Annotated in this window: 17 protein-coding genes; 11 read left to right on the forward strand and 6 right to left on the reverse strand. The window is 73.0% G+C overall.

The features are described from left to right. Window positions 1–18 precede the first annotated feature (18 nt). The gene (locus ACGF0J_RS13205; protein ID WP_393145192.1) at window positions 19–1,629 is read left to right on the forward strand and encodes an amidohydrolase; all 1,611 of its coding nucleotides are present in this window, start codon (window positions 19–21) and stop codon (window positions 1,627–1,629) included. 48 nt (window positions 1,630–1,677) lie between these two features. On the opposite strand, the gene ACGF0J_RS13210 is transcribed toward ACGF0J_RS13205, so the two are convergent. Continuing rightward, window positions 1,678–3,165, reverse strand: coding sequence for a PucR family transcriptional regulator (locus ACGF0J_RS13210; RefSeq protein ID WP_393145194.1), 1,488 nt, complete (start codon window positions 3,163–3,165; stop codon window positions 1,678–1,680). A 74-nt stretch (window positions 3,166–3,239) separates the two neighbouring features. On the opposite strand from ACGF0J_RS13210, the gene ACGF0J_RS13215 reads away from it, so the two are divergent. Genes ACGF0J_RS13215 through ACGF0J_RS13260 form a run of 10 tightly spaced genes read left to right on the forward strand, consistent with a single transcriptional unit; the run spans window position 3,240 to window position 16,240 of the window. After that, a complete protein-coding gene (locus tag ACGF0J_RS13215) occupies window positions 3,240–4,340 on the forward strand; it encodes a DUF917 domain-containing protein (protein WP_393145196.1) in 1,101 nt (366 codons plus the stop codon). Further along, on the forward strand, window positions 4,327–5,901 hold the full coding sequence (locus tag ACGF0J_RS13220; protein ID WP_393145198.1) for a hydantoinase/oxoprolinase N-terminal domain-containing protein: 1,575 nt from the start codon (window positions 4,327–4,329) through the stop codon (window positions 5,899–5,901). Before ACGF0J_RS13215 ends, ACGF0J_RS13220 begins: the two co-directional genes overlap by 14 nt. A gap of 51 nt (window positions 5,902–5,952) precedes the next feature. Then, complete coding sequence (locus ACGF0J_RS13225) at window positions 5,953–7,596, forward strand: ABC transporter substrate-binding protein (protein WP_393145200.1); 1,644 nt, start codon at window positions 5,953–5,955, stop codon at window positions 7,594–7,596. A gap of 4 nt (window positions 7,597–7,600) precedes the next feature. Next, a complete protein-coding gene (locus ACGF0J_RS13230) occupies window positions 7,601–8,569 on the forward strand; it encodes an ABC transporter permease (protein ID WP_393145202.1) in 969 nt (322 codons plus the stop codon). Next, complete coding sequence (locus ACGF0J_RS13235) at window positions 8,566–9,438, forward strand: ABC transporter permease (protein WP_393145204.1); 873 nt, start codon at window positions 8,566–8,568, stop codon at window positions 9,436–9,438. Before ACGF0J_RS13230 ends, ACGF0J_RS13235 begins: the two co-directional genes overlap by 4 nt. Next, complete coding sequence (locus ACGF0J_RS13240) at window positions 9,435–10,400, forward strand: ABC transporter ATP-binding protein (protein WP_393145206.1); 966 nt, start codon at window positions 9,435–9,437, stop codon at window positions 10,398–10,400. Before ACGF0J_RS13235 ends, ACGF0J_RS13240 begins: the two co-directional genes overlap by 4 nt. Next, window positions 10,397–11,416: an ABC transporter ATP-binding protein gene (locus tag ACGF0J_RS13245; protein ID WP_393145208.1), complete on the forward strand. Its 1,020-nt coding sequence runs from the start codon at window positions 10,397–10,399 to the stop codon at window positions 11,414–11,416. The genes ACGF0J_RS13240 and ACGF0J_RS13245 overlap by 4 nt, the downstream gene beginning before the upstream one ends. Then, complete coding sequence (locus tag ACGF0J_RS13250; protein ID WP_393145210.1) at window positions 11,392–12,780, forward strand: serine hydrolase domain-containing protein; 1,389 nt, start codon at window positions 11,392–11,394, stop codon at window positions 12,778–12,780. The genes ACGF0J_RS13245 and ACGF0J_RS13250 overlap by 25 nt, the downstream gene beginning before the upstream one ends. Beyond that, on the forward strand, window positions 12,777–14,678 hold the full coding sequence (locus ACGF0J_RS13255) for a prolyl oligopeptidase family serine peptidase (RefSeq protein ID WP_393145212.1): 1,902 nt from the start codon (window positions 12,777–12,779) through the stop codon (window positions 14,676–14,678). Before ACGF0J_RS13250 ends, ACGF0J_RS13255 begins: the two co-directional genes overlap by 4 nt. Beyond that, entirely contained in the window at window positions 14,675–16,240 is a 1,566-nt protein-coding gene (locus tag ACGF0J_RS13260; RefSeq protein ID WP_393145214.1) for an amidohydrolase family protein, read from the forward strand. The genes ACGF0J_RS13255 and ACGF0J_RS13260 overlap by 4 nt, the downstream gene beginning before the upstream one ends. 40 nt (window positions 16,241–16,280) lie before the next feature. On the opposite strand, the gene ACGF0J_RS13265 is transcribed toward ACGF0J_RS13260, so the two are convergent. The 5 genes from ACGF0J_RS13265 to ACGF0J_RS13285 form a co-directional block, all read right to left on the reverse strand. Further along, entirely contained in the window at window positions 16,281–17,093 is an 813-nt protein-coding gene (locus ACGF0J_RS13265; protein WP_393145216.1) for a helix-turn-helix domain-containing protein, read from the reverse strand. 100 nt (window positions 17,094–17,193) lie between these two features. After that, entirely contained in the window at window positions 17,194–17,433 is a 240-nt protein-coding gene (locus ACGF0J_RS13270; RefSeq protein WP_393145218.1) for a zinc ribbon domain-containing protein, read from the reverse strand. Next, complete coding sequence (locus tag ACGF0J_RS13275) at window positions 17,402–17,896, reverse strand: RNA-guided endonuclease InsQ/TnpB family protein (protein ID WP_393145220.1); 495 nt, start codon at window positions 17,894–17,896, stop codon at window positions 17,402–17,404. Before ACGF0J_RS13275 ends, ACGF0J_RS13270 begins: the two co-directional genes overlap by 32 nt. Continuing rightward, entirely contained in the window at window positions 17,893–18,381 is a 489-nt protein-coding gene (locus ACGF0J_RS13280; RefSeq protein ID WP_393145222.1) for an RNA-guided endonuclease InsQ/TnpB family protein, read from the reverse strand. The genes ACGF0J_RS13275 and ACGF0J_RS13280 overlap by 4 nt, the downstream gene beginning before the upstream one ends. Before the next feature lie 237 nt (window positions 18,382–18,618). Continuing rightward, a complete protein-coding gene (locus tag ACGF0J_RS13285) occupies window positions 18,619–19,875 on the reverse strand; it encodes a cytochrome P450 (RefSeq protein ID WP_393145224.1) in 1,257 nt (418 codons plus the stop codon). Window positions 19,876–19,879 lie beyond the last annotated feature (4 nt).

A 19,879-nucleotide genomic window follows, 5' to 3' on the forward strand; every position in this document is an offset into this window, starting at 1 on the left:
AGTACACCTGGAGCGTCTATGGAACTGGATCTCAAGCTCACCGGAGGCACCGTCCTCACCATGGACGGCCACCACCCGACCGCCTCCAGCGTCGGCATCTGGCAGGGCCGGATCGTCGGAGTCGACGCCGGGATCGAGGGGCTCCCGGCCCGCCGCACGATCGACCTGGCGGGCAGGACGGTGCTCCCCGGCTTCGTGGACGCCCACACGCACCTGCTGTGGACCGGCACCGCGATGCGCTCCACGGACGTCGGCGGCGTCACGACACGCGAGGGAATCCTTGAGGTGATCGAGCGGGCCGCGGGCGCCGCCGCGCCGGGCGCATGGATCGACGTGACAGGCTACGATCACCGCCCGCTGGGCGCGCATCTCACTCGGGACGATCTCGATCGCGTGGCGCCCGGACGCCTGGTCTACGTCCGCCATGTGTCCGGCCACGTCTGCGTCGTCTCCGGCGCCGTCCTGGACGGCACGCCGCCCGAGAAGCTCGCGGCGGCCGGCCCCGGCGTGGTGCGGGATGCGGGCGGGCGGCCCACCGGCCTGCTGGAGGAGGCCGCCATGGCCGTCGCCCGCGACGCCCGCCTGCCGTACCCCGTCTCCGAGCTGGTCGACGCACTGGAGATCAGCGCCGCGCAGGCCCTCGCCGAGGGCGTCACCTTCTGCGCCGAGGCGGGCATCGGCGCCGGCCTGGGCACCTTCTCGCCGGTCGAGCTGGCCGCCTACCAGCAGGCGTGGGAGACCGGCCGCCTGCCGCTGCGTGTGCAGCTGATGGTGTCATCGGAGGTGCTGCACCCGCTGGCCGACCACGCCGCCGACGGGATCACGACAGGGCTCGATCTGGGGCTGCGCTCGGGCTTCGGCGGAGATCGGCTGTCGCTGGGCGCTGTGAAGGCCTGGCTCGACGGCGGCATGATGGCACGTACGGCCGCTCTCACGGAGCCCTACGAGGGCACCGACACGGCGGGCGCGCTGGCGGAGGACCTCGACGAGCTACGCGAACTGCTGATCGGGGCGCACGTCGCGGGATGGCAACTGGCGATCCACGCCATCGGCGACAGCGCCGTCGACGCCGCCCTCGACATCGTGGAGGCCGCCCAGCTCGCCCGGCCCCGCCCCGAGGCCAGGCACCGGATCGAGCACGCCGGTCTGGTGCGGCCCGACCAACTGCCCCGCATGGCGGCGGCCGGTCTCACTGCCGTGATCCAGCCGAGCTTCCTCTACTTCTTCGGTGACGACTACGCGCGTGTCATGGGTGAGAAGCGCAGCCCGTGGATGTACCGGGGCCGGGGGTTCCTCGACCACGGCGTCGCCCTGGCGGGCAGTTCGGACCGCCCGGTCACCGTGGGGGCGCCGCTGCGTGCCATGCAGTTCATGGTCGAGCGCCGCTCTTCGGGCGGGGCGCTCGTCGGGCCGGACGAGGCGATCACCGTGGAGGAGGCGCTCCGCGCCTACACCATGGGCGGGGCACGCGCCTGCGGCGTGGACGACCGGCTGGGCAGCGTGACCGCCGGGAAGCTCGCGGACCTGACGGTTCTCGGTGAGGACCCGCGGCGCGTGCCCGCCGACCGCATCGCGGACGTGCCGGTGCTCGCCACGATGGTGGGCGGGGAGTTCGTCCACGAGCGCTGACGGACGCGGCCGGCCCGTGCACCGACCCGCTGGAGCCGGCCGTACCTCTCAACGGTTGAACAGCCGCATGCGGCACGCCATCTGCAGGGCGAAGCGCGTGTCCGGGTCGGCGAGGTCGACCCCGAGTGCCTCGGTGACCCATCGCAACCGGTAGGCGACCGCGTTGGGGTGCAGGTGGAGCGCCTCGGCGGCACGGGTGGGCGATCCCTGGGCGTCGAAGTAGGCCGCCAGCGTGGTCACCCCCACCTGTGCGCGGGCCGTGCCGAGAGCGTCCAGCGGAGCCAGGATCTCGGTGAGCAGGCTGCGGCTGAGCGGCGATGAGTAGAGGTCGGCGAGCACCCGCCGCAGCCCGGTGGCGTCGGTCTCGACGAGAGTGCCCCGCCGCTCGTGGGCGCCTCCCGAGCCGGCGGCCACCCTGGCCTCCGCCGCCGAGTGCCGCAGGCCGTCGGGCCCGGCCTGCGGCGTGCCGAGCCCGCCGGTGACGAGCATGTCCCCGCGCCCGCACAGGATGTCGATCAGCCGCCCGACCTCTGAGCGCATCTGCCGGTGGAGCGGCGTGCCCGACTGCCCCGTGCCGACGATGACCAGGTCACCGCCCAGCCTCGCCACGTGCCACGTGCCGGGCCGGGAGTGCAGGATCTGCAGCGCGGACAGCTCCGCCTCCTCCAGCAGCTGCCTGGAGCGTGCCAGCGAGGCTCCGTCCGGCGCCGCCGCGTCCTCGATCCTGAGCCAGGCCACGACGTGCGTCTGCTCCACCTCGAAGTCGAGCTGGAAGGCCTGCTCGACCAGCTGCGGAAGCTGGGCCCGGTCGCACAGCACCATCTGCACGATGAGCCCGGCGCGGGTGAGCGCGGGCGCGAAGCGGTGGTTGAGCTCGCGCTGCCGCATCCGGGAGACGACGGCGGCGATGGCCGGGATGGCCACCTGGGTCGCCTCATCGTCGAGACCGGTCACCAGCCTCGCCACCGGGTGCCGCCCGACGATCACCGCACCGGGATCGGCCTGGTCGACCGGTCCTGTCTCTTCCAGGGCGACCCGGCAGCCCAGCGCCTCGGCCGCCGCGTCGAGCAGGGAGCGCACCGGGTCCGGCCCGTCCAGGTCGGCGGCTCGCAGCACCGCGCGGATCGCCGACGTGGCGCGGGCCAGTGTGTCCGATGCCCCGCCCCGCACGAAGCGATCGATGTCGAGCAGCAGCTCGCCCGCTTGCCGGCCGGTGTCCGGCCCGAGGACCGGCAGGTGCGCACGCTCGGCGAGCCGGACGGCGGTGAGCGGCAGGCTCCGCAGCCCGGCGAACACCAGGCCCGCCGCGTCGCGGGTGGTCGCCTGGCGGATCGCCACGTCGATCTCGTAGTGGGGGATGGGCTCCGTCGTGGCGCCGAGGACGACGATCAGGCTCTCGGGCAGGACCTGGCCGAGGTCGGCCAGCGTGTCGGCGGCGGCGACGTGCCGGATCGGCGTCTCGGTGGTGGGTCCGGCCAGGAGTCTGAGGCCGAATCTGAGGTGGTGGCGCAACAGCCCGGCAACGGTTTGTGGCATGGCGACAGTTTGCGGCACATTCTTATGGCGGCGCCATATGGGCTATTCGCTGGGCAGACCCGCACAATCTACCCATGCAGTCAGCCAGTGACAGTCCGGAACCGTTGACAGAGGACGACCTTCCGGCCCTCGCCCGAGGATGTGCGATCCTCGGCACAGGTGGCGGCGGCTCGGTCGAGACCGCCATCCCCAGCGCCCTCCAGGCGCTGCGCGAGCACGGCCCGGTCCGGGTCGTCCGCGTGACCGACCTGGAGGACGACGCGCTGATCGTCTCCATGTCGAGCATCGGCGCCCCGACCGTGGGGCACGAGATGCTGGCGAGCGCGGAGCAGCCCAAGCGGCTGCGCGACGAGGTCGAGCGCATCGCCGGGCGGCCGATCGCGGCGATCATGGCCGGCGAGATCGGCGGCAGCAACGGCGTCGAACCCGTCGCCTGGGCGGCTCACCTGGGCCTGCCCCTGCTCGACGCGGACGGCATGGGGCGGGCCTTCCCCGAGCTCCAGATGGTCTCCATGCATGTGCGTGGCCTGACCTCCGATGTCGTGGTCATGGCCGACGTCGTCGGCAACGTCACGGTGCTCCGGCCGATCGACGCGATGTGGGCCGAACGGCAGGCGCGGGCGGTCTGCATCGCCAGCGGCGCCAGCTCGATGATGGCCAACTACCTGATGACCGCCGCCCAGGCCCGCGACGCCGTCATCGACGGCAGCATCTCCACCGCCCTGGCCATCGGGCGGAGCACCGCCGCCGGCGTGGGCGACCCGGTGGCGGCCCTGGCCACCTGGCTCGACGCGCGGCGCCTCATCGACGGCAAGATCGTCGAGGTCGAGCGGAACACCGGCGGCGGCTTCGTGCGCGGCTCGGTCGTGGTCGACGGCACGGGCGCAGACGGCGGCCGGATGGTCCGCATCGAGATCCAGAACGAGAACCTGGTGGTCTTCGAGTCCGGCGAGGTCCGCGCGAGCGTGCCCGATCTGATCACGGTCGTCGACGCGCAGACCGCCGAGGCGATCTCGACCGAGACGCTCCGCTACGGGCAGCGCGTCGCCGTGCTGGCCTGGGCGTGTCACCCGCTCTGGCGGGCGCCGGAGGGCCTGGCCGTCGTCGGGCCCCGGGCCTTCGGCTACCACCTGGACTACCGACCCGTTGAGGAGCTCGCCCATGTCGGCCTCTGATCTCGAACGCGACCTGAAGATCGGTATCGACGTCGGCGGCACGAACACCGACGCGGTCGTGCTCGACCGGGCCGACACCATCGTCGCCCGCACCAAGCAGCCGACCACCGCCGACGTCAGGACCGGAGTCGGGCAGGCCCTGTCGGCCGTCCTCGGCGAGCTGGGCGAGGACGAGCGCCGGGTGGGCCGGATCATGCTCGGCACCACCCACGCCACCAACGCCGTGCTGCAGCGGCGCGGGCTGGGACGCGTGGCCGTCGTCCGGCTCGGCGCACCTGCCGGCACCGCCGTCCCCCCGCTGACGGCCTGGCCCACGGATCTCGTCGCGGCCGTCTCCGCCGGATCGATCATGGTCGGCGGGGGCCACTTCGTGGACGGCTCGGCCATCGCGCCGCTGGACCGGGAGGCCATCCGCCGCTTTCTCGGCTCGGTCGCCGGCCTGGCCGAGGCGGTGGCCGTCACGGGCATCTTCAGCCCGGCGTCCGGTGACCAGGAGCAGGAGGTCGCCGAGCTGGTCAGGCACGAACTGGGCAGCGGCGTCGCGGTCTCCATGAGCCACGAGATCGGCTCGCTCGGCCTGCTGGAACGCGAGAACGCGACCGTGCTGAACGCGGCCCTGTACCGGGCGGCGGGCGAGGTGACGCAGGCCCTGGACGCCGTACTCGCCGAGCGCGGGCTGGAGGTCGCGGCCTTCTTCGCGCAGAACGACGGCACGCTGATGGCGCTCGACTACGCCTCCCGCTACCCGGTGCTGACCATCGGCTCCGGCCCGGCCAACTCGATCCGCGGCGCCGCGTTCCTGTCCGGGGTGGACGAGGCCATCGTCCTCGACGTCGGTGGCACCTCCACCGACCTGGGCGTGCTGGTCCGCGGCTTCCCGCGGGAGTCGTCCTTCGCCACCGACATCGGCGGCGTACGGACCAACTTCCGGATGCCGGACATCCTCAGCGTCGCGGTCGGCGGCGGCACGATCGTCGGCGGCTCGCCCCAGGCTCCCTCGGTCGGCCCCGTCTCGGTGGGCTTCCGCATCGCCTCGGAGGCGCTGGCCTTCGGCGGCGCCACGCCCACACTCACCGACGCGGCCGTGCTGGCCGACCGGGCCGCGCTGGGGACGGCGCCGCCCCCCGACTCCGGGATCCGCGCGCTGCTGAGGTCGGCGATCGACGTCGCCGACGGCATCATCGCGGACGCGGTCGACCAGATGTCGCTCGGCAGGAAGGACCGGCCCGTCGTCGCCGTCGGCGGTGGAGCGTTCCTGGTGCCCGACCGGCTCGCCGGGGCGGCCAAGGTGCTGCGCCCCGACCACGCCGACGTGGCCAACGCCGTGGGTGCCGCCATCGCGCTGGTCAGCGGCAGGTGGGAGACTCTCGCACCAGCCGGAGCCGGCAGGCGCAAGGCGATCGAGGAGGCCGGCGAGAAGGCGACACGGCGAGCCATCCAGGCTGGGGCCGACCCCAAAACAGTGCAGATCATCGAGATCACCGAGACACCCCTGTCCTACCTTCACGAGCCCGCGGTCCGGATCAACGTCAAGGCCGCGGGCCCCCTCGGCTGGCTGTGAGAGACGACAGCCGACAGACCCCGTCACGACCCCGTCACCAAGGGGAGAACCATGATCACTACCCGCCGCGCATCCCTGCTGTGGTGCGGACTGGCCATCTCGGCCACGGTCGCCACCGCCTGCGGAAGCAGCACCCCCGCCGCGCAGAAGCCCCAGACCGCCTCCGGCATCCTCAGCGTCGGCGTCACCGCCTCGCTGGGAAAGCTCACCTCGCTCAACCCGCTGGCCGACAACCTCTACGGCTCGTGGATCGCCCGGCAGCTCATCTATCCGGCGCTCGTCCAGCTCGACGGCACCGAGCTCAAGCCCGCCTGGGCGAGCAAGTGGGACGTGTCGGGCGACGGCAAGGTCTACACCTTCCACCTGCAGCCGGGCACCTGGTCCGACGGCAGGCCGATGACGGCGCACGACGCCGCCTGGACCGCGACCTTCATCCTCGAACACGCCGACAAGGCCGCCGGGCTGGTCTCGTTCGCCCTGGAGGGGGTGGAGAGCGTCAAGGCCACCGACGACCGCACGCTGGTGATGACCTACACCGAGCCGGTCGCCGACACGGTGCTCACCCTGCTGGCCAACTTCCACGTCCTGCCCAAGCACGTGTACGAGCCGCACGCCGGCGGTGACGGCTCCAAGATCCTCGCCTTCAAGCCGGAGGACAAGCTGCCGGTGGTGGCGGGCGGCCCCTTCACCATGACCGAGTTCCAGGCCGACGGCACCACCATCTTCGAACCGAACAAGGGCTACTACGGCAGCGCCCCGCGCGTGCAGGCCGTCGGCCTGCGGGTGTTCCAGAACGACGAGGGCCTCTCGCAGGCCCTGCGGGCGGGCGACGTGACCTGGGGTTACGGCGGCGGATCCACCGTGGCCGCCTCGGTCAAGAGCACGCCCGGCGTCGAGGTGGTCACCTCACCCTCCCAGGAGGTGGCCCTGCTCAACATCAACTCCAACCCCAAGAAGTCCGGCAACCCCGAGCTGCTGGACCCCAAGGTCCGCGAGGCCGTCTCCCTCGCGATCGACCGCGACGAGCTCGTCGAGGTCGCGCTCAACGGGTACGGCAAGCCCGGCCGCAGCCTGCTGGCGCCCTTCCTGGACGCCTGGATCCCCGCTGACCTGCAGCCGGACCCCCATGACCCGGCACGGGCCAACGCGATCCTCGACGAGCTCGGCTACAAGAAGGGCACCGACGGCGTGCGCGTGACCCCGAAGGGCGACCGGATGGCCTACTCCGTCGTCGTCTGGGAGGAGATCACCCGCGTCGCCGAGATCCTGCAGAAGAACCTGGCCGAGGTCGGCATCGAGCTGAAGCCGGACATCGCGCCCGACTACACGGCGGCAGTGACCGGGCCCGACGGCAAGTACCTGGACTTCGACCTGGCCTTCTCCTACTGGACCGAGGCGCCGGACCCGGGAGGCATGCTCCGCATCTACAGCTGCTCCAGCTGGGGCAGTGTGAACTTCGCCGGCTACTGCGACAAGGACTTCGACTCGCTGCTGGCCAAGCAGCGCGGCATGCTCGACCGCGCCGAGCGGACCACCGCCGTCGGGACGCTGCAGAAGATGCTCGTCAGCCAGTCCAGAGCCGTGCTGCCGCTCTACCACTCCGAGACCGTGCACGTGGTCGCCAAGGGATGGAACGGCATCGACACCGACCGGTTCGGTCCCGACCTGTGGACCCAGATCCACCGGGGCCAGTGAGCCGATGAACCGCGGCGAATACCTCATCAGGCGGGTGGGATCCGCGGTCGTCACCATCGCCGCCGCGGCGACGATCAACTTCGTCCTGTTCCGGGCCGCGCCCGGTGACGCCTCCACGCAGTACCAGATGTGCCGTACGTGCAGCGCCGAGTTCCGCGACTACCTGCGCGGGGAGCTCGGCCTCGATCGCCCGCTCGCCGAGCAGTTCGTCCGTTACGTCACCGCGCTGCTCCGCGGCGACCTCGGCTACTCCTTCCAGACCAGGCGACCGGTCTGGGAGGAACTGTCGGGCCCGCTGGCCGACACCCTGCCCATGGTGGGCCTGGGGCTGGCGCTCGGACTCGCGCTCGGCCTGCTCATCGGCGTGGTCTCGGCCTGGCGGCGCGGCACCGCGGCCGACTGGGCCCCGCTGTCGGCCTCCATGTTCCTGTCGGTGCTGCCCATCCAGTGGATCGGCCTGATGCTCCTGCTGCTGTTCGGCGGCATCCTGCCGACCGGCGGAGTCGCCGATCCCTACCTGCGTTTCACCGACCCCTCCTGGTTCGAGGTGGCGGCCGACCGGCTGGAACACATGGTGCTGCCGTCGCTGGCGATCGGGCTGGCCTGGTCCGGCTCGTGGGCGCTCATCACGCGCTCGGCCCTGGTCGGCGCGCTGGCCGAGGACTACATCCTCACCGCCCGCGCCAAGGGCCTGTCGAGGTGGCGCATCGTCCGCCGCTACGCGCTGCCCAACTCGCTGCTGCCGATCGCCACCCTGGTCTTCCTCACCTTCGGGTACATCGTCGCCGGTTCGCTCCTGGTGGAGACCGTCTTCTCCTACCCCGGCATCGGGTTGGCGCTCTACGAGGCGGTCCAGAACCGCGACTACGCCGTGCTTCAGGGCGGGTTCCTCCTGCTGACCGTCGCGATCGTGCTGGCGAACCTGCTGGCGGACCTCCTCTACCTCAAGCTCGACCCGAGGATCAGGACATGAGCGTACTGCGCAGGCACACCGGCGGCGCACTGGGCGGCGCCGTGCTCGCCGCCATCGTGATCGGGGCGGTGCTCGCACCCCTGATCGCGCCGTACGGCAGCCGCGACAAGGTCGGCGCGGTCTACCAGCCGCCGTCCCTGCCGCACCCGCTCGGCCTGGACGACGCGGGCATCGACATGGTGACCCTGCTCCTGTGGGGGGCGCGGACGTCGTTGCTCGTCGGGTTCACCGCCGCCCTCATCGCCGTGGTCGTCGGCGGCGCCATCGGGCTGGCCGCCGGCTACGCGGGCGGCCGGACCGACGCCGTGTTGATGCGGCTGACCGACTACATGCTGGTGATCCCGGACATTCCACTCCTGCTGATCATCGCGGCCCTCTGGGGACGCAGCATGACGAGCGTCATCCTGATCATCGGGTTGCTTTCGTGGCCGCGCCTGGCCAGGGTCGTGCGTGCCGAGGCGCTGAGCGTGCGCGAGCGCGCCTACGTCAAGCGGGCGCTCACCATCGGCGCGAGCAGCCTGCGCGTCATCGCCACCCACGTGCTCCCCCACGTCGTGCCGCTGCTGCTGACCCTCGCGATCTTCGCGGTCGGCAACGCCATCCTGGTCGAGACCGCCATCGCCTTCCTCGGCCTCGGCGATCCGGCCGCGATCTCCTGGGGCCGGCTGATCCAGAACGCCTTCACCGGGCAGGCCGTCTCACGGGGCGCGTGGTGGGCGATCGTCCCGCCCGGCCTGGCGGTCGGCTTCCTCATCCTCGCGTGCACGCTGATCGGCCGCGCGCTGGAAGACCATCTCAACCCGCGACTGCGCAGCGGACACCTGTCGGTGCGCACGTTCCGCGTCGTGACGGGAGGCGAACGCCGATGAACACCCCGCTGCTGGAGACCCGCGATCTGCACGTCTGGTTCGACCTTGAGCGCGGCGGCCGGGCGCACGCCCTGCGCGGCCTCGATCTCACCCTCGCCGCCGGCGAGGGGCTCGGGCTGGTCGGCGAGTCGGGCTGCGGCAAGACCACCGCGATCCTGGCCATGATGGGGCTGCTGCCGCCCTCGGCGACCGTGTCCGGGGAGGTCCGGATCGCGGGGCAGGACATCCTCGCCGGCGGCGAGGCGGGTATGCGCCCGCACCGGTGGACCGACATCGCCATGGTCTTCCAGGGCGCCATGAACGCCTTCAGCCCCGTCGCGACCATCGGCGAGCAGATCGCCGAGCCGATGCGGCTGCACCGCGTCGCGGAGGGCAAGGCAGCCATCCGGCGCGCGCGGGAACTTCTGGAGCTGGTGGGCATCCACCCCGACCGGGCCGACCGCTACCCCCACCAGTTCTCCGGCGGCATGCGGCAGCGCGCGGCCATCGCGATGGCCCTGGCCTGCCGGCCCAAGGTGCTGCTGGCCGACGAGCCGACCACGGCGCTCGACGTGATCGTCCAGGCCCAGGTGCTCGACCTGCTCGACCGGCTGCGCCGGGAGCTGGACCTCGCCGTCGTCCTGGTCACCCACGACCTGCCCGTGGTGAGCTACGTCTGCGGCCGCGCGGCGGTCATGTACGCGGGACGCGTCGTCGAGAGCGGCCCGGTCGACGCGCTGACGAGCACCCCCAGCCACCCCTACACGGGCGCGCTGTTCGCCGCCGCGCCCGACATCGACCAGACCGGGACCGGCGCGTCCATCGCGGGCGCGCCACCGCGGCTCGACGAGGAGTGGTGCGGCTGCTCGTTCGCGCCCCGCTGCGGCCGGGCCGACGCGCGGTGCCGTACCGAAACCCCCCTGCCCGTGACCGTCGCCACCGGGCGGATCACCGAATGCCATCTGATCGGAGAGGGCCGATGACGACGCTGCTCGACGTCGACGGGCTGGCCACGCACTTCCCGCTCCCCCGCGGGCCGGTCGGCGCGCTGCGCCGCGCCCCGCGGCGGGTGGTCCGCGCGGTCGACGGTGTCTCGTTCACCGTCGGCGCCGGGGAGCTGGTGGCCCTCGTCGGGGAATCCGGCTCGGGCAAGACCACCACGGCGCAGTCCGTCCTGCGGGTGGTCGATCCCAGCACGGGCACCGTACGCTTCCGCGGCCAGGACATCACCGCCCTCGGCCGCCGGGCGCTCAAGCCCGTGCGCCGCCACATGCAGGTCGTCTACCAGGACCCCTACGAGTCCCTGGATCCACGATTCCGCATCGGACGGTCGGTGGCCGAACCGCTGGTCGTGCACCGCGTCGGCACCCGCGCCGGGCGCCGCGAGCTGGTGCTCGCCGCCCTCGAACGCGCGGGGCTGACGCCCGCCGAGACCTTCGCCGGCCGCTACCCGCACGAGCTGTCCGGCGGACAGCGCCAGCGTGCGGCCATCGCCGCGGCTCTGGTGCTCGGGCCCGACCTGCTCATCGCCGACGAGCCCGTCTCGATGCTCGACGTCTCCGTCCGGGCAGGCGTGCTCGGCGTCCTCGACGAGCTGCGGCGGGACGGGCTCGGCATCCTGATGATCACCCATGACCTGTCCACCGCCGCGCACCACGCCGACCGGATCGCGGTCATGTACCTGGGCCGCGTCGTCGAGGAGGGTCCGGCGGCCGAGGTGGTGCGCAACCCGTCCCACCCCTACACCAGGGCCCTCGTCGCCGCCGTCCCCCGCGCCGGCGGCACCCGCCGGGACGTCGGCATCCCCGCGGGGGACGCGCCGGACCCGGCCGATGTGCCCGGCGGTTGCCGGTTCCACCCCCGCTGCCCGATCGCGATCGACGCGTGCACGCGCACCGACCCGGCCCTGCTCGCCGTGGCCGGAGCGGCCGCCCACCGAGCCGCCTGCCCGATCACCCGCAACCAGGAGACCACGTGTCACCAACCCCTTCCGCGCTGAACGCACCCCACTCCCTGCCCGTCGATCTCGACGGCATCGTGGTGACCGCGCTCACGGACCACAGGGTCCCCGGCTGCTCGGTGGCGGTGTCGTACGGCGGCCACCACTGGCACGGCTCCTACGGGCTGGCCCGCCGGGAACCGGAGCTGCCCTTCCTGCCGGACACGCGGATCCCGGTCGCCTCGATGACCAAGCCCTTCACGGCCACCGCCGTCATGACTCTGGTGGAGTCCGGCGCCGTCGACCTGGACATGCCCGTGCGGCACTACCTGCCCGGCTTCCGCGTCGCCGACCGGGAGGCCACCGAGAACACCACGGTCCGGCACCTGCTCATCCACCAGACCGGCTGGCTCGGCGACGAACCCGACCTGATCGACAGTCGCGGCGAGGACGCCCTGGCCGCCCAGGTCGCCGCCTTCGAGACGTTGCCGCAGGTCCTCCCGCCCGGCACCACCTTCTCCTACGGCAACACCGGGCTGGACGTCGCCGGGCGGCTGGTCGAGGTCGTGTACGGCGAGCCGTACGAGTCGGTGGTCCAGCGCGTCATCCTGGAGCCGCTCGGCATGGCGCACTCGACCTTCTTCGCCGAGCGCGTCATCTCCGCCCCCGCGGCGGCGGGGCACGTCCGGGCGGCGGACGGCGGCGCGCGGCCGGCACAGGACGCGTGGCTGCTCCCCCGCGGCGTCAACCCGTCGGGCGGGCTGATCTCCTCGGCCAGGGACCAGCTCGTCTGGCTGCGCTGGTGGCTCGGCGCCCTGGACGCGCACGGACCGCTCACCGCGAAGACCCGAGAACGCATGATCGGCGAGCTCGTGCCCATCGGTTCCGGGTTCGCCTCGACCGGCCTGGGCTGGCATGTCGACCACTTCGGCTCCGCCCGCGCGGTCTACCACGAGGGCAGCCTGCGCGGCACCGCCACGGTCTGCCGTTTCGTGCCCGAAGCCGGGCTTGCCGTCGTGGTGCTCACGAACGCCGACGACGGCCAGTCGGTCCACCGGGCCGTCTCCGATCACCTGCTCGCCGAGTTGGCCGGACTCCGCAAACCCGACAGAAAGCTGGACGAGCACGTGGACGCGACGACGCTGACCTCCTTCGCAGGTCTCTACAGCACACCCGAACGGGCGGACGACAACGCGCGCGTCGAGGTCACGGCCGGATCCGGCACACTCGGACTGCGGTTCACCAGCGCGCACGTCGACGAGCCGCTGACGATGGGCGCCGGTCAGGCCGCCACCGACGACTTCGCCGTCCTGGACGGGCCGTGGCGGGACGAGCCGCTCACGTTCCTGCGTACGGCAGGCGGCGAGCTGTTCGGCCTGCGCCTCGCGGGCCGGGTCTTCGTGCGCGCCGGAGGTGCGGCATGACGCGGCGGCTCCGGCTCGACGACCTGTGGTCCTTCGCCATCCCCAGCTCTCCCGCGCTCTGCCCGGACGGCTCCCGGGTGGTCTACGTGCTGCGCACCGCCGATCGCGAGGCCGACCGCAACCGCAGGGCGTTGTGGTCGGTCGGCACGGCTCCCGGAGCCGCGCCGACCCCCCTGACCACCGGCTGGGCGGACACCGCGCCCGCCTGGTCCCCGGACGGCTCACGCATCGCCTTCCTCCGCTCCGGCGACGGGCCGTCACAGGTGCACCTGATCCCGGCGGCCGGCGGCGAGCCGCGTCAGGTCACCGACCTGCCGATGGGCGCCGGAGCCCCACGCTGGAGTCCCGACGGCCTGCGCATCGCGTTCAGCGCTCCGGTCGCCGTCGCCCCGCTGACCGGACCGGTCGTGATCCGGCGGCTGGGCCACAAGGCCGACGGCGTGGGGCTGCGGGTCCGCGCCCGCATGCAGGTGCACGTGCTCGACCTCGCCGACGGCGGCGTGCGGCAGCTCACGGATGGCGAGTGGGACGCGGGCGATCCGGCCTGGTCGCCCGACGGCAGGCTCCTGGCCTACGCCTCGGCCACCGGACCGGACGCCGACCTCACCCTCACCTCCGGCGTCCACGTCGTCGACGTCGAGACCGGGCTCACCCGGGCCGTGGGCGACGGCAAGGGCTGGATCGGCGGGGTGAGCTGGTTCCCCGACGCGAGCGCCCTGCTGGCGACCGGCTCCACCGCCGTCAGGATCGGCCACGTCCAGCTCCTGCGCCTGCCCCTGGACGGCGGCGAACCCGCCGACCTCGCCGGGGCGCTGGACCGTAACGTCATGCCCGGCGGCCCGGAGTGGCCGGGCGGCACACCGCAGTTCGCCGCGGACGGCACGGTCGTGTTCTGTGTCCGTGACCGGGGCAGCACACTCCTGTACCGGGGTACGGACCCGGTTCCGCTGCCACCCGGCACCAGCGTCGCGGGCCTGTCCCTGGCCGGCGACCTCGCGGCTGCCGTGACCGTCACCGGCGTCTCGCACGGCGAGATCTCCCTGATCGGCCTCGGCACCGGGGAGGCGAGGCAGCTCACCGACCACACCCGCCGGGCGCTGCCCGACGTGGAGTTCATCCAGCCGGAGGAGCGGGAGTTCACCGTCAGCGACGGCACCGTCGTGCACGGCTGGATCGTGCGCGACCCCGCCACCACCGGCGCCGGGCCGCTGCTGCTGGACGCCCACGGGGGGCCGCACCTGGCCTGGGCCCCCAACCTCGAACCCGCCCACCCCTACCACCAGCTCCTGGCCGCGCAGGGCTGGACCGTGCTGCTGCTCAACGTCCGCGCGAGCGACGGCTACGGCGAGGAGTTCTACGCCGCCAGCGTCGGCCGCTGGGGCATCGGCGACGAGCGGGACTTCCTCGAACCCGTCGAGCGGCTCGTCACCGAAGGGCTGGCCGACCCCGACCGGCTGGCGGTCTGCGGCTACAGCTACGGCGGCTTCACCACCTGCCACCTGACCACGCGCACCGGCCGCTTCGCCGCCGCGGTCGCCGGCGGTCCGGTCACCGACCTGCTCAGCATGGCGGGCAGCTCGGACGACGCCCTGGTCTTCGCCTCGCTGGAGTTCGGCGGCGACGTCTACGCGGGCGCTGAGCTGCTGCGCGCGCAGTCTCCGATCGAGCGGGTGCACCAGGTGAGCACGCCGACCCTGCTGGTGCACGCGGTCAACGACGACAGGTGCCCGGTCGGCCAGTCCGAGGAGTGGTTCACCGCGCTGCGCACCCTCGGAGTGCCGACCGAGATGGTCCTGTATCCGGACGAGTCCCACCAGTTCCTCGCGGACGGGCGACCGTCGAACCGCGTCGACTACAGCAGGCAGATCGTGCGCTGGGTCACCGGGAGGACGCCATGACCGTCGTGCTGCGAGGCGGGACCGTCTTCGACGGGCTCGGCTCGCCGGGCGTCCCGGCCGACGTGCTCGTCTCCGGCGGGCTGGTGCGGCAGGTCGGCCCGGTGGACGTGCCGTCCGGCGCGCGGGTCCTCGACTGCGACGGCCTGTTCGTCTCTCCCGGCTTCGTGGACGCCCACGCCCACAGCGACCTGGCCGCGTTCATGCCCGAACCGCAGCCCTTCAAGCTGCTGCAGGGCGTCACGACGGAGATCAACGGCAACTGCGGCATCAGCTTCGCCCCGGCGGACGGGCCGGCCGCCGGCCTGCTCGCCGCGGCGCTGCACGACGTCGTGCGCGGCGTCGAGGTGCGGCCGATGGGATTCGGCGCGTTCCTCGACGCGGTACAGCGGGCCCGGCCGGTCAACCACGTCGCCTACCTCGTGGGGCACGGCACGTTGCGGCTGACGGCCAACGGACCCGGCAAGGCGCTGGCGCCGGGTGCGCTGGACAGGATGACACGGCTCGCCGTCGAAGCCTTCGAGGCCGGGGCCATCGGCTTCTCCACCGGACTGATCTACCCGCCGGGCTGCTACGCCGATCTGCCCGAGCTGCAGGCGCTCGCCCGGGCCGCCGCCCCGTACGGCTCGGTCTACGCCACGCACCTGCGCGACGAGGGCAGGCGCGTGCTCGACGCGATCGACGAGGCGGTGGCGGTTGCCGGGGCGGGCCGGCTGCGCCTGCAGGTGTCGCACTGCAAGCTCGCCGGTCGTGAGAACCACGGCCGTGCCGGGGAGCTGCTCGCGCGCATCGCGGCGGCCCGGCGCGCGGGCGTGGACGCCCTGGGCGATGTGTATCCCTACACCGCGGCGGCCACGATGCTGGCGGCGCTGCTCCCGGACAGCGCCCTGGATGGCGGCCCGGCCGGCCTGCCGGACCGGCTGGCCGATCCGGCCTTCCGCAGCCGCCTGCGCGAGCAGATCGGCGGCGGCGAGCCGGGCGACGGCATCTGGGGCGAGGCCGAGCCCGACGGGATCCTGGTGACCGCGCACGCCGATCCGGCGGTGTCCGGCCGCACCCTTGCCGCGCTGGCCGGTGACCGGGACCCGTTCGACGTGCTCTGCGAGGTCCTGGCCCGCGATCCGGCGGCGGGGATGGTCATCTCCGCCATGGCGGAGGCAGACGTGCGCGAGATCATGTCCAGCCCGCTGATCGGCATCGGCTCCGACAACGCGTTGCCCGGCCCCGGGCCGGTCCACCCGCGCACCTACGGCACCTTTCCGCGGCTGCTCGGCCGCTACGTCCGCGAGCTGAACGTGCTGTCCTGGCCGGAGGCGATCAGGAAGGCCACCTCGCTCACCGCCCGCCAGTTCGGGCTGCGCGGCCGGGGAACGCTGCTTCCGGGGAGCCGCGCCGACATCGTCGTCTTCGATCCGGCGACGATCGGGCATGACGGCAGCCCGCTCACGCCCGATCCCGGAGTGACGGGCGTGCTGACCGTGCTGCTGGACGGTGAGCCCGTCGTCCACGACGGCGCCTTCACCGGGCAGCGTCGCGGGCTCGTCCTCCGCGACCGTCCGGCGTAGGCGGGCCACGACAAAGAGGACAGGCGGGCCACGGCAGGGATCATCCTGTGGGCCTCTCCCCGCGGGCGAAGGCCGTCGCGGTCTCCTCGTCGTTGGGCCAGAACGTCTCGATGGCCAGCTCCGACACCGTCACGTCCACGGGCGTGCCGAACGTGGCGATCGTGGTGAACATCGACAGCACGCGGTCGCCGTGCCTGATCCGCAGCGGGACCAGGATGTCCGCCGGCCCAGGGACGTGCGCCACGTTCAGGTCGACCCCGGGGTAGGTGTAGGCGGCCAGCTCGTCGTGCAGCTCGGCCAGCTCGCCGTGCGCCGACGCCTCGGCCTGCCGGCGAAGCTGGTGCAGCAGGTGGGCGCGCACCTCGGCCAGGTTGACCAGCCGGCCGCCCATGGCGTCGGGGTGCAGCGACAGCCGCATCACGTTGATCGGCTCCTTCAGCAGCTCGGCCGGGACGCCGTCCATGAACATGGCGGCCGCGGAGTTGGCCGCGACCAGGTTCCAGGCGGCGTCCACGACCAGCGCCGGGTACGGCTCGTGGCCGGCCAGGATCTTGTCCAGCGCCTGCCGTACCGCCTGCATCTCGGGCGCGCGCACCTCCCGCTCGGGGAAGACCGGCGCGAAGCCGGCCGCCACCATCAGCCTATTGCGGTAGCGCAGCGGCACCTCCAGCTCCTCGGCCAACCTCATCACCATCTCGCGGCTCGGCCGGGCCCGCCCGGTCTCCAGGAAGCTGACGTGGCGGGCCGACACGCCGGCCTCGATCGCCAGGTCGAGCTGGCTCACCCGGCGCCGCTGCCGCCATGACCGCAGCAGGTCGCCGAAGGACTCCTCTGTCAGCGCGAGTGCTCCCATGCCCCGGTACGTTACGGGACGGCGGGAAGCGGCACGATTACCTCTGAGGTAGTGGACCGACGCAGTGACTCCTCCGCTCCCTGGAGGGAGCGGCTTCTCGCTAAGCCGCTTGGGCGGCCTGGCGAAGGGCAAGCCCTGCCCTGAGGATGTTGGTCGCCGCGTTCACGTCGGCGTGCGCGGTGTGCCCGCACGCCGTGCAGGCGAACGCGGCTTGGGTGAGGCGGTTGTCCTTCGCCACGTGCCCGCAGCGGGCGCAGGTGCGGGAGGTGTTGCGGGGATCGACTGCGATCAGCTCTCGACCGGCGCTTTCAGCCTTGTGCGCGAGGATCGTCAGGAACACCCCCCCAACCCGCGTCCAGGATGCTTCGGTTGAGCCCGGCCTTGGCGGCGACGTTACGACCGGGCGCGTCGATCGTGCCGGACGCCGAGCGCGTCATGTTCGCGATCCGCAGGTCCTCGTGCACGATCACGTCATAGCCACAGACCAGGGCGAGCGCGGTCTTGTGCGCGCCGTCCACCCGCTGCCGCCGCACCTTGGCGTGCAACGCCGCCACCCGGGCCACGGCCTTACGGCGACGCCTGGACCCGCGCTTCTTCCTGGCGAGATCTCGCTGGGCCGACGCCAGACGGCCGGCGCAGGCGGCCAGGCGCCGCCGGTTGTCGATATGGTGGCCGTCGCTGGTCGTGACCAGCGAGGCGACACCCAGGTCGATCCCCGCGACCACACCCGTGGCGGGCAGCGGCTGCGCGGGCACCTCGTCACACGACAGCACCACGTACCAGCGCGAGCCCTCGCGCTTCACCCGCTGATCGTCTTCACCCGGCCCTTCACGGCCCGGTGCTGGTGCACCCGGACATGGCCGACGCCCTGAAGACGCACGAACGTCGCGGCCGGATACTCGGGCTGGGAATCCCACCGGCAGCCGTCACCGTCCTTCGGCCACTCCACCGCGTCGAACCAGCCCCGCCCCTTGAAACGCGGGAACCCGGGCGTGCGCCCGGCCTCGACCCGGTCGAAGAACGCCCGGAACGCCCTGTCCAGCCGGCGCAGCGTGGCCTGCTGGGACGAGAACGACCACCGGCCCTGACCATCTGGATCGTCGGCGCGGATGTGCTTCAACTCCGCCGACTGATCGCCGTACCGGACCGTGACACCCGCCTTGGCGTAGGCGGTGCGCCGGTGCTCCAACGCGGCGTTGTACAGGATTCGGTGATCCTCCAGGCAAGCGGCCAGCGCGGCGGCCTGCCTGCTGGTGGGGCGCAGCAGGAACTTGAACGACCTGCGCACACCCACCTCCCACGCTCGGTAACGACGCGACCACGGTACCGGCAGGCACCGACAAAACCCGGAAGGAGACCCGTGATGCGCAGACCCGACAGGTCACGGCACGCTCGGGCCTTGACGGCCCTCCCGCTCCCGATTCCCCCGGCGGCTGAAGCCGCCGGTCCCCTCGGGAGGCTCTGATGGCGGCAACGGCGTCGGCCACGGCCGTCCGGGCGGGGGCCGCACCTCCAGGACCGCGGGTCAGGGCGTGGCCGGGTCCACGCCGTCGTAGTCCACCAGCAGGTGACGGGGCCCTCTCAGCGTGGCGCTGGGCCGGTAGGGCGGCGGGTCGGCGACCAGGCGGGGGGCGCGCAGCCGGCCGGCCAGCTCGCGCAGCGCGAGCTGCGTCTCCAGCCGGGCCAGCGCCGCGCCGAAGCAGTAGTGGACGCCGCCGCCGAAGCCGAGGTGCTCGGTGTATGGGCGGTCGGGGTCGAAGACGTCGGGGTCGGGGACGTGGGCGGCGTCGCGGCTGCCGGAGGCGAGGGCCAGGACGACGGGCGAGCCCGCGGTGATGGTCGTCCCGGCGATCTCGATGTCGGCCAGCGCGACCCGCTGGGGCAGGAACTGCACGGGCGGCTCGTAGCGCAGCAGCTCCTCCACGAACCTGGGGACCAGGTCCGGCTCGCTCCGCAGCCGCTTGAGCAGCTCGGGGTGGCGTAGCAGGGTGAGCATGCCGTTGGCGATGAGGTTGACCGTCGTCTCGTGCCCGGCGATGAGCAGCAGCCCGGCGGTGGCGACGACGTCGGCCGGCGCCATCGACCCGTCCGGCCCCTCGTACGTCGCCAGCCCGGACAGCAGGTCGTCGCCGGGGTCGCGGCGGTGGGCGGCGACCAGCTCCTGCAGGTAGCCGCGTAGGTGCAGGGTGGTCTCCAGGCGGGCGCGCTCCCGTTCGGCGCGGTCCTCCTCCCCCGGCCCGAGCGTCTCGACGATCGCGTCGGCCCAGGCGTGGAAGCGCGGCTCGTCCGCGCGCGGCACCCCGAGCAGCCGGCAGATCACGGTCACCGGCAGCGGGTAGGCGACGTCGTCGACGAGGTCCGCGCGGCGCCGGCCGGCCAGGCCGTCGACCAGCCGGGTGACCATGGCGCTCATCTCCGGCCGCAGGCTCTCCACCCGGTACGGCGTGTGCGGCGGCCCGAAGTGGCGCATGGCCAGGCGGCGCAGCCGGTCGTGCTCGGGCGGGTCCAGCCCGATGAACGCGAGCGCCGGCGGGGCGTCGGCGAGGGCGTCCGCGCCGGGCGGGCGGGCCAGGTTGCGCCGGTCGGAGCTGATGCGCGGGTCGTGCAGCAGCTCGACGATCTCGCGGTAGGTGCTGACGACGTAGGTGCCGTCGGCCTCGCGCCGCACCGGCACCTCGCGCAGCTCGTGGTAGAGCCGGTACGGGTCGGCCCGGTTGGCCGGGTCGAGGATGCGCTGGAAGACGCTCTGGGACGCGCTCGGCGACGCGGTCGGGGACGTCATGGAC

Source organism: Nonomuraea sp. NPDC047897 (assembly GCF_043204415.1).
GTDB lineage: Bacteria > Actinomycetota > Actinomycetes > Streptosporangiales > Streptosporangiaceae > Nonomuraea.

Bases quoted from the DNA above. Each gene is read 5' to 3' on its own strand.
- ACGF0J_RS13205 (WP_393145192.1), top strand. From the start codon at position 19: ATGGAACTGGATCTCAAGCTCACCGGAGGCACCGTCCTCACCATGGAC.
- ACGF0J_RS13210 (WP_393145194.1), bottom strand. From the start codon at position 3,165: ATGCCACAAACCGTTGCCGGGCTGTTGCGCCACCACCTCAGATTCGGC.
- ACGF0J_RS13215 (WP_393145196.1), top strand. From the start codon at position 3,240: ATGCAGTCAGCCAGTGACAGTCCGGAACCGTTGACAGAGGACGACCTT.
- ACGF0J_RS13220 (WP_393145198.1), top strand. From the start codon at position 4,327: ATGTCGGCCTCTGATCTCGAACGCGACCTGAAGATCGGTATCGACGTC.
- ACGF0J_RS13225 (WP_393145200.1), top strand. From the start codon at position 5,953: ATGATCACTACCCGCCGCGCATCCCTGCTGTGGTGCGGACTGGCCATC.
- ACGF0J_RS13230 (WP_393145202.1), top strand. From the start codon at position 7,601: ATGAACCGCGGCGAATACCTCATCAGGCGGGTGGGATCCGCGGTCGTC.
- ACGF0J_RS13235 (WP_393145204.1), top strand. From the start codon at position 8,566: ATGAGCGTACTGCGCAGGCACACCGGCGGCGCACTGGGCGGCGCCGTG.
- ACGF0J_RS13240 (WP_393145206.1), top strand. From the start codon at position 9,435: ATGAACACCCCGCTGCTGGAGACCCGCGATCTGCACGTCTGGTTCGAC.
- ACGF0J_RS13245 (WP_393145208.1), top strand. From the start codon at position 10,397: ATGACGACGCTGCTCGACGTCGACGGGCTGGCCACGCACTTCCCGCTC.
- ACGF0J_RS13255 (WP_393145212.1), top strand. From the start codon at position 12,777: ATGACGCGGCGGCTCCGGCTCGACGACCTGTGGTCCTTCGCCATCCCC.
- ACGF0J_RS13260 (WP_393145214.1), top strand. From the start codon at position 14,675: ATGACCGTCGTGCTGCGAGGCGGGACCGTCTTCGACGGGCTCGGCTCG.
- ACGF0J_RS13265 (WP_393145216.1), bottom strand. From the start codon at position 17,093: ATGGGAGCACTCGCGCTGACAGAGGAGTCCTTCGGCGACCTGCTGCGG.
- ACGF0J_RS13285 (WP_393145224.1), bottom strand. From the start codon at position 19,875: ATGACGTCCCCGACCGCGTCGCCGAGCGCGTCCCAGAGCGTCTTCCAG.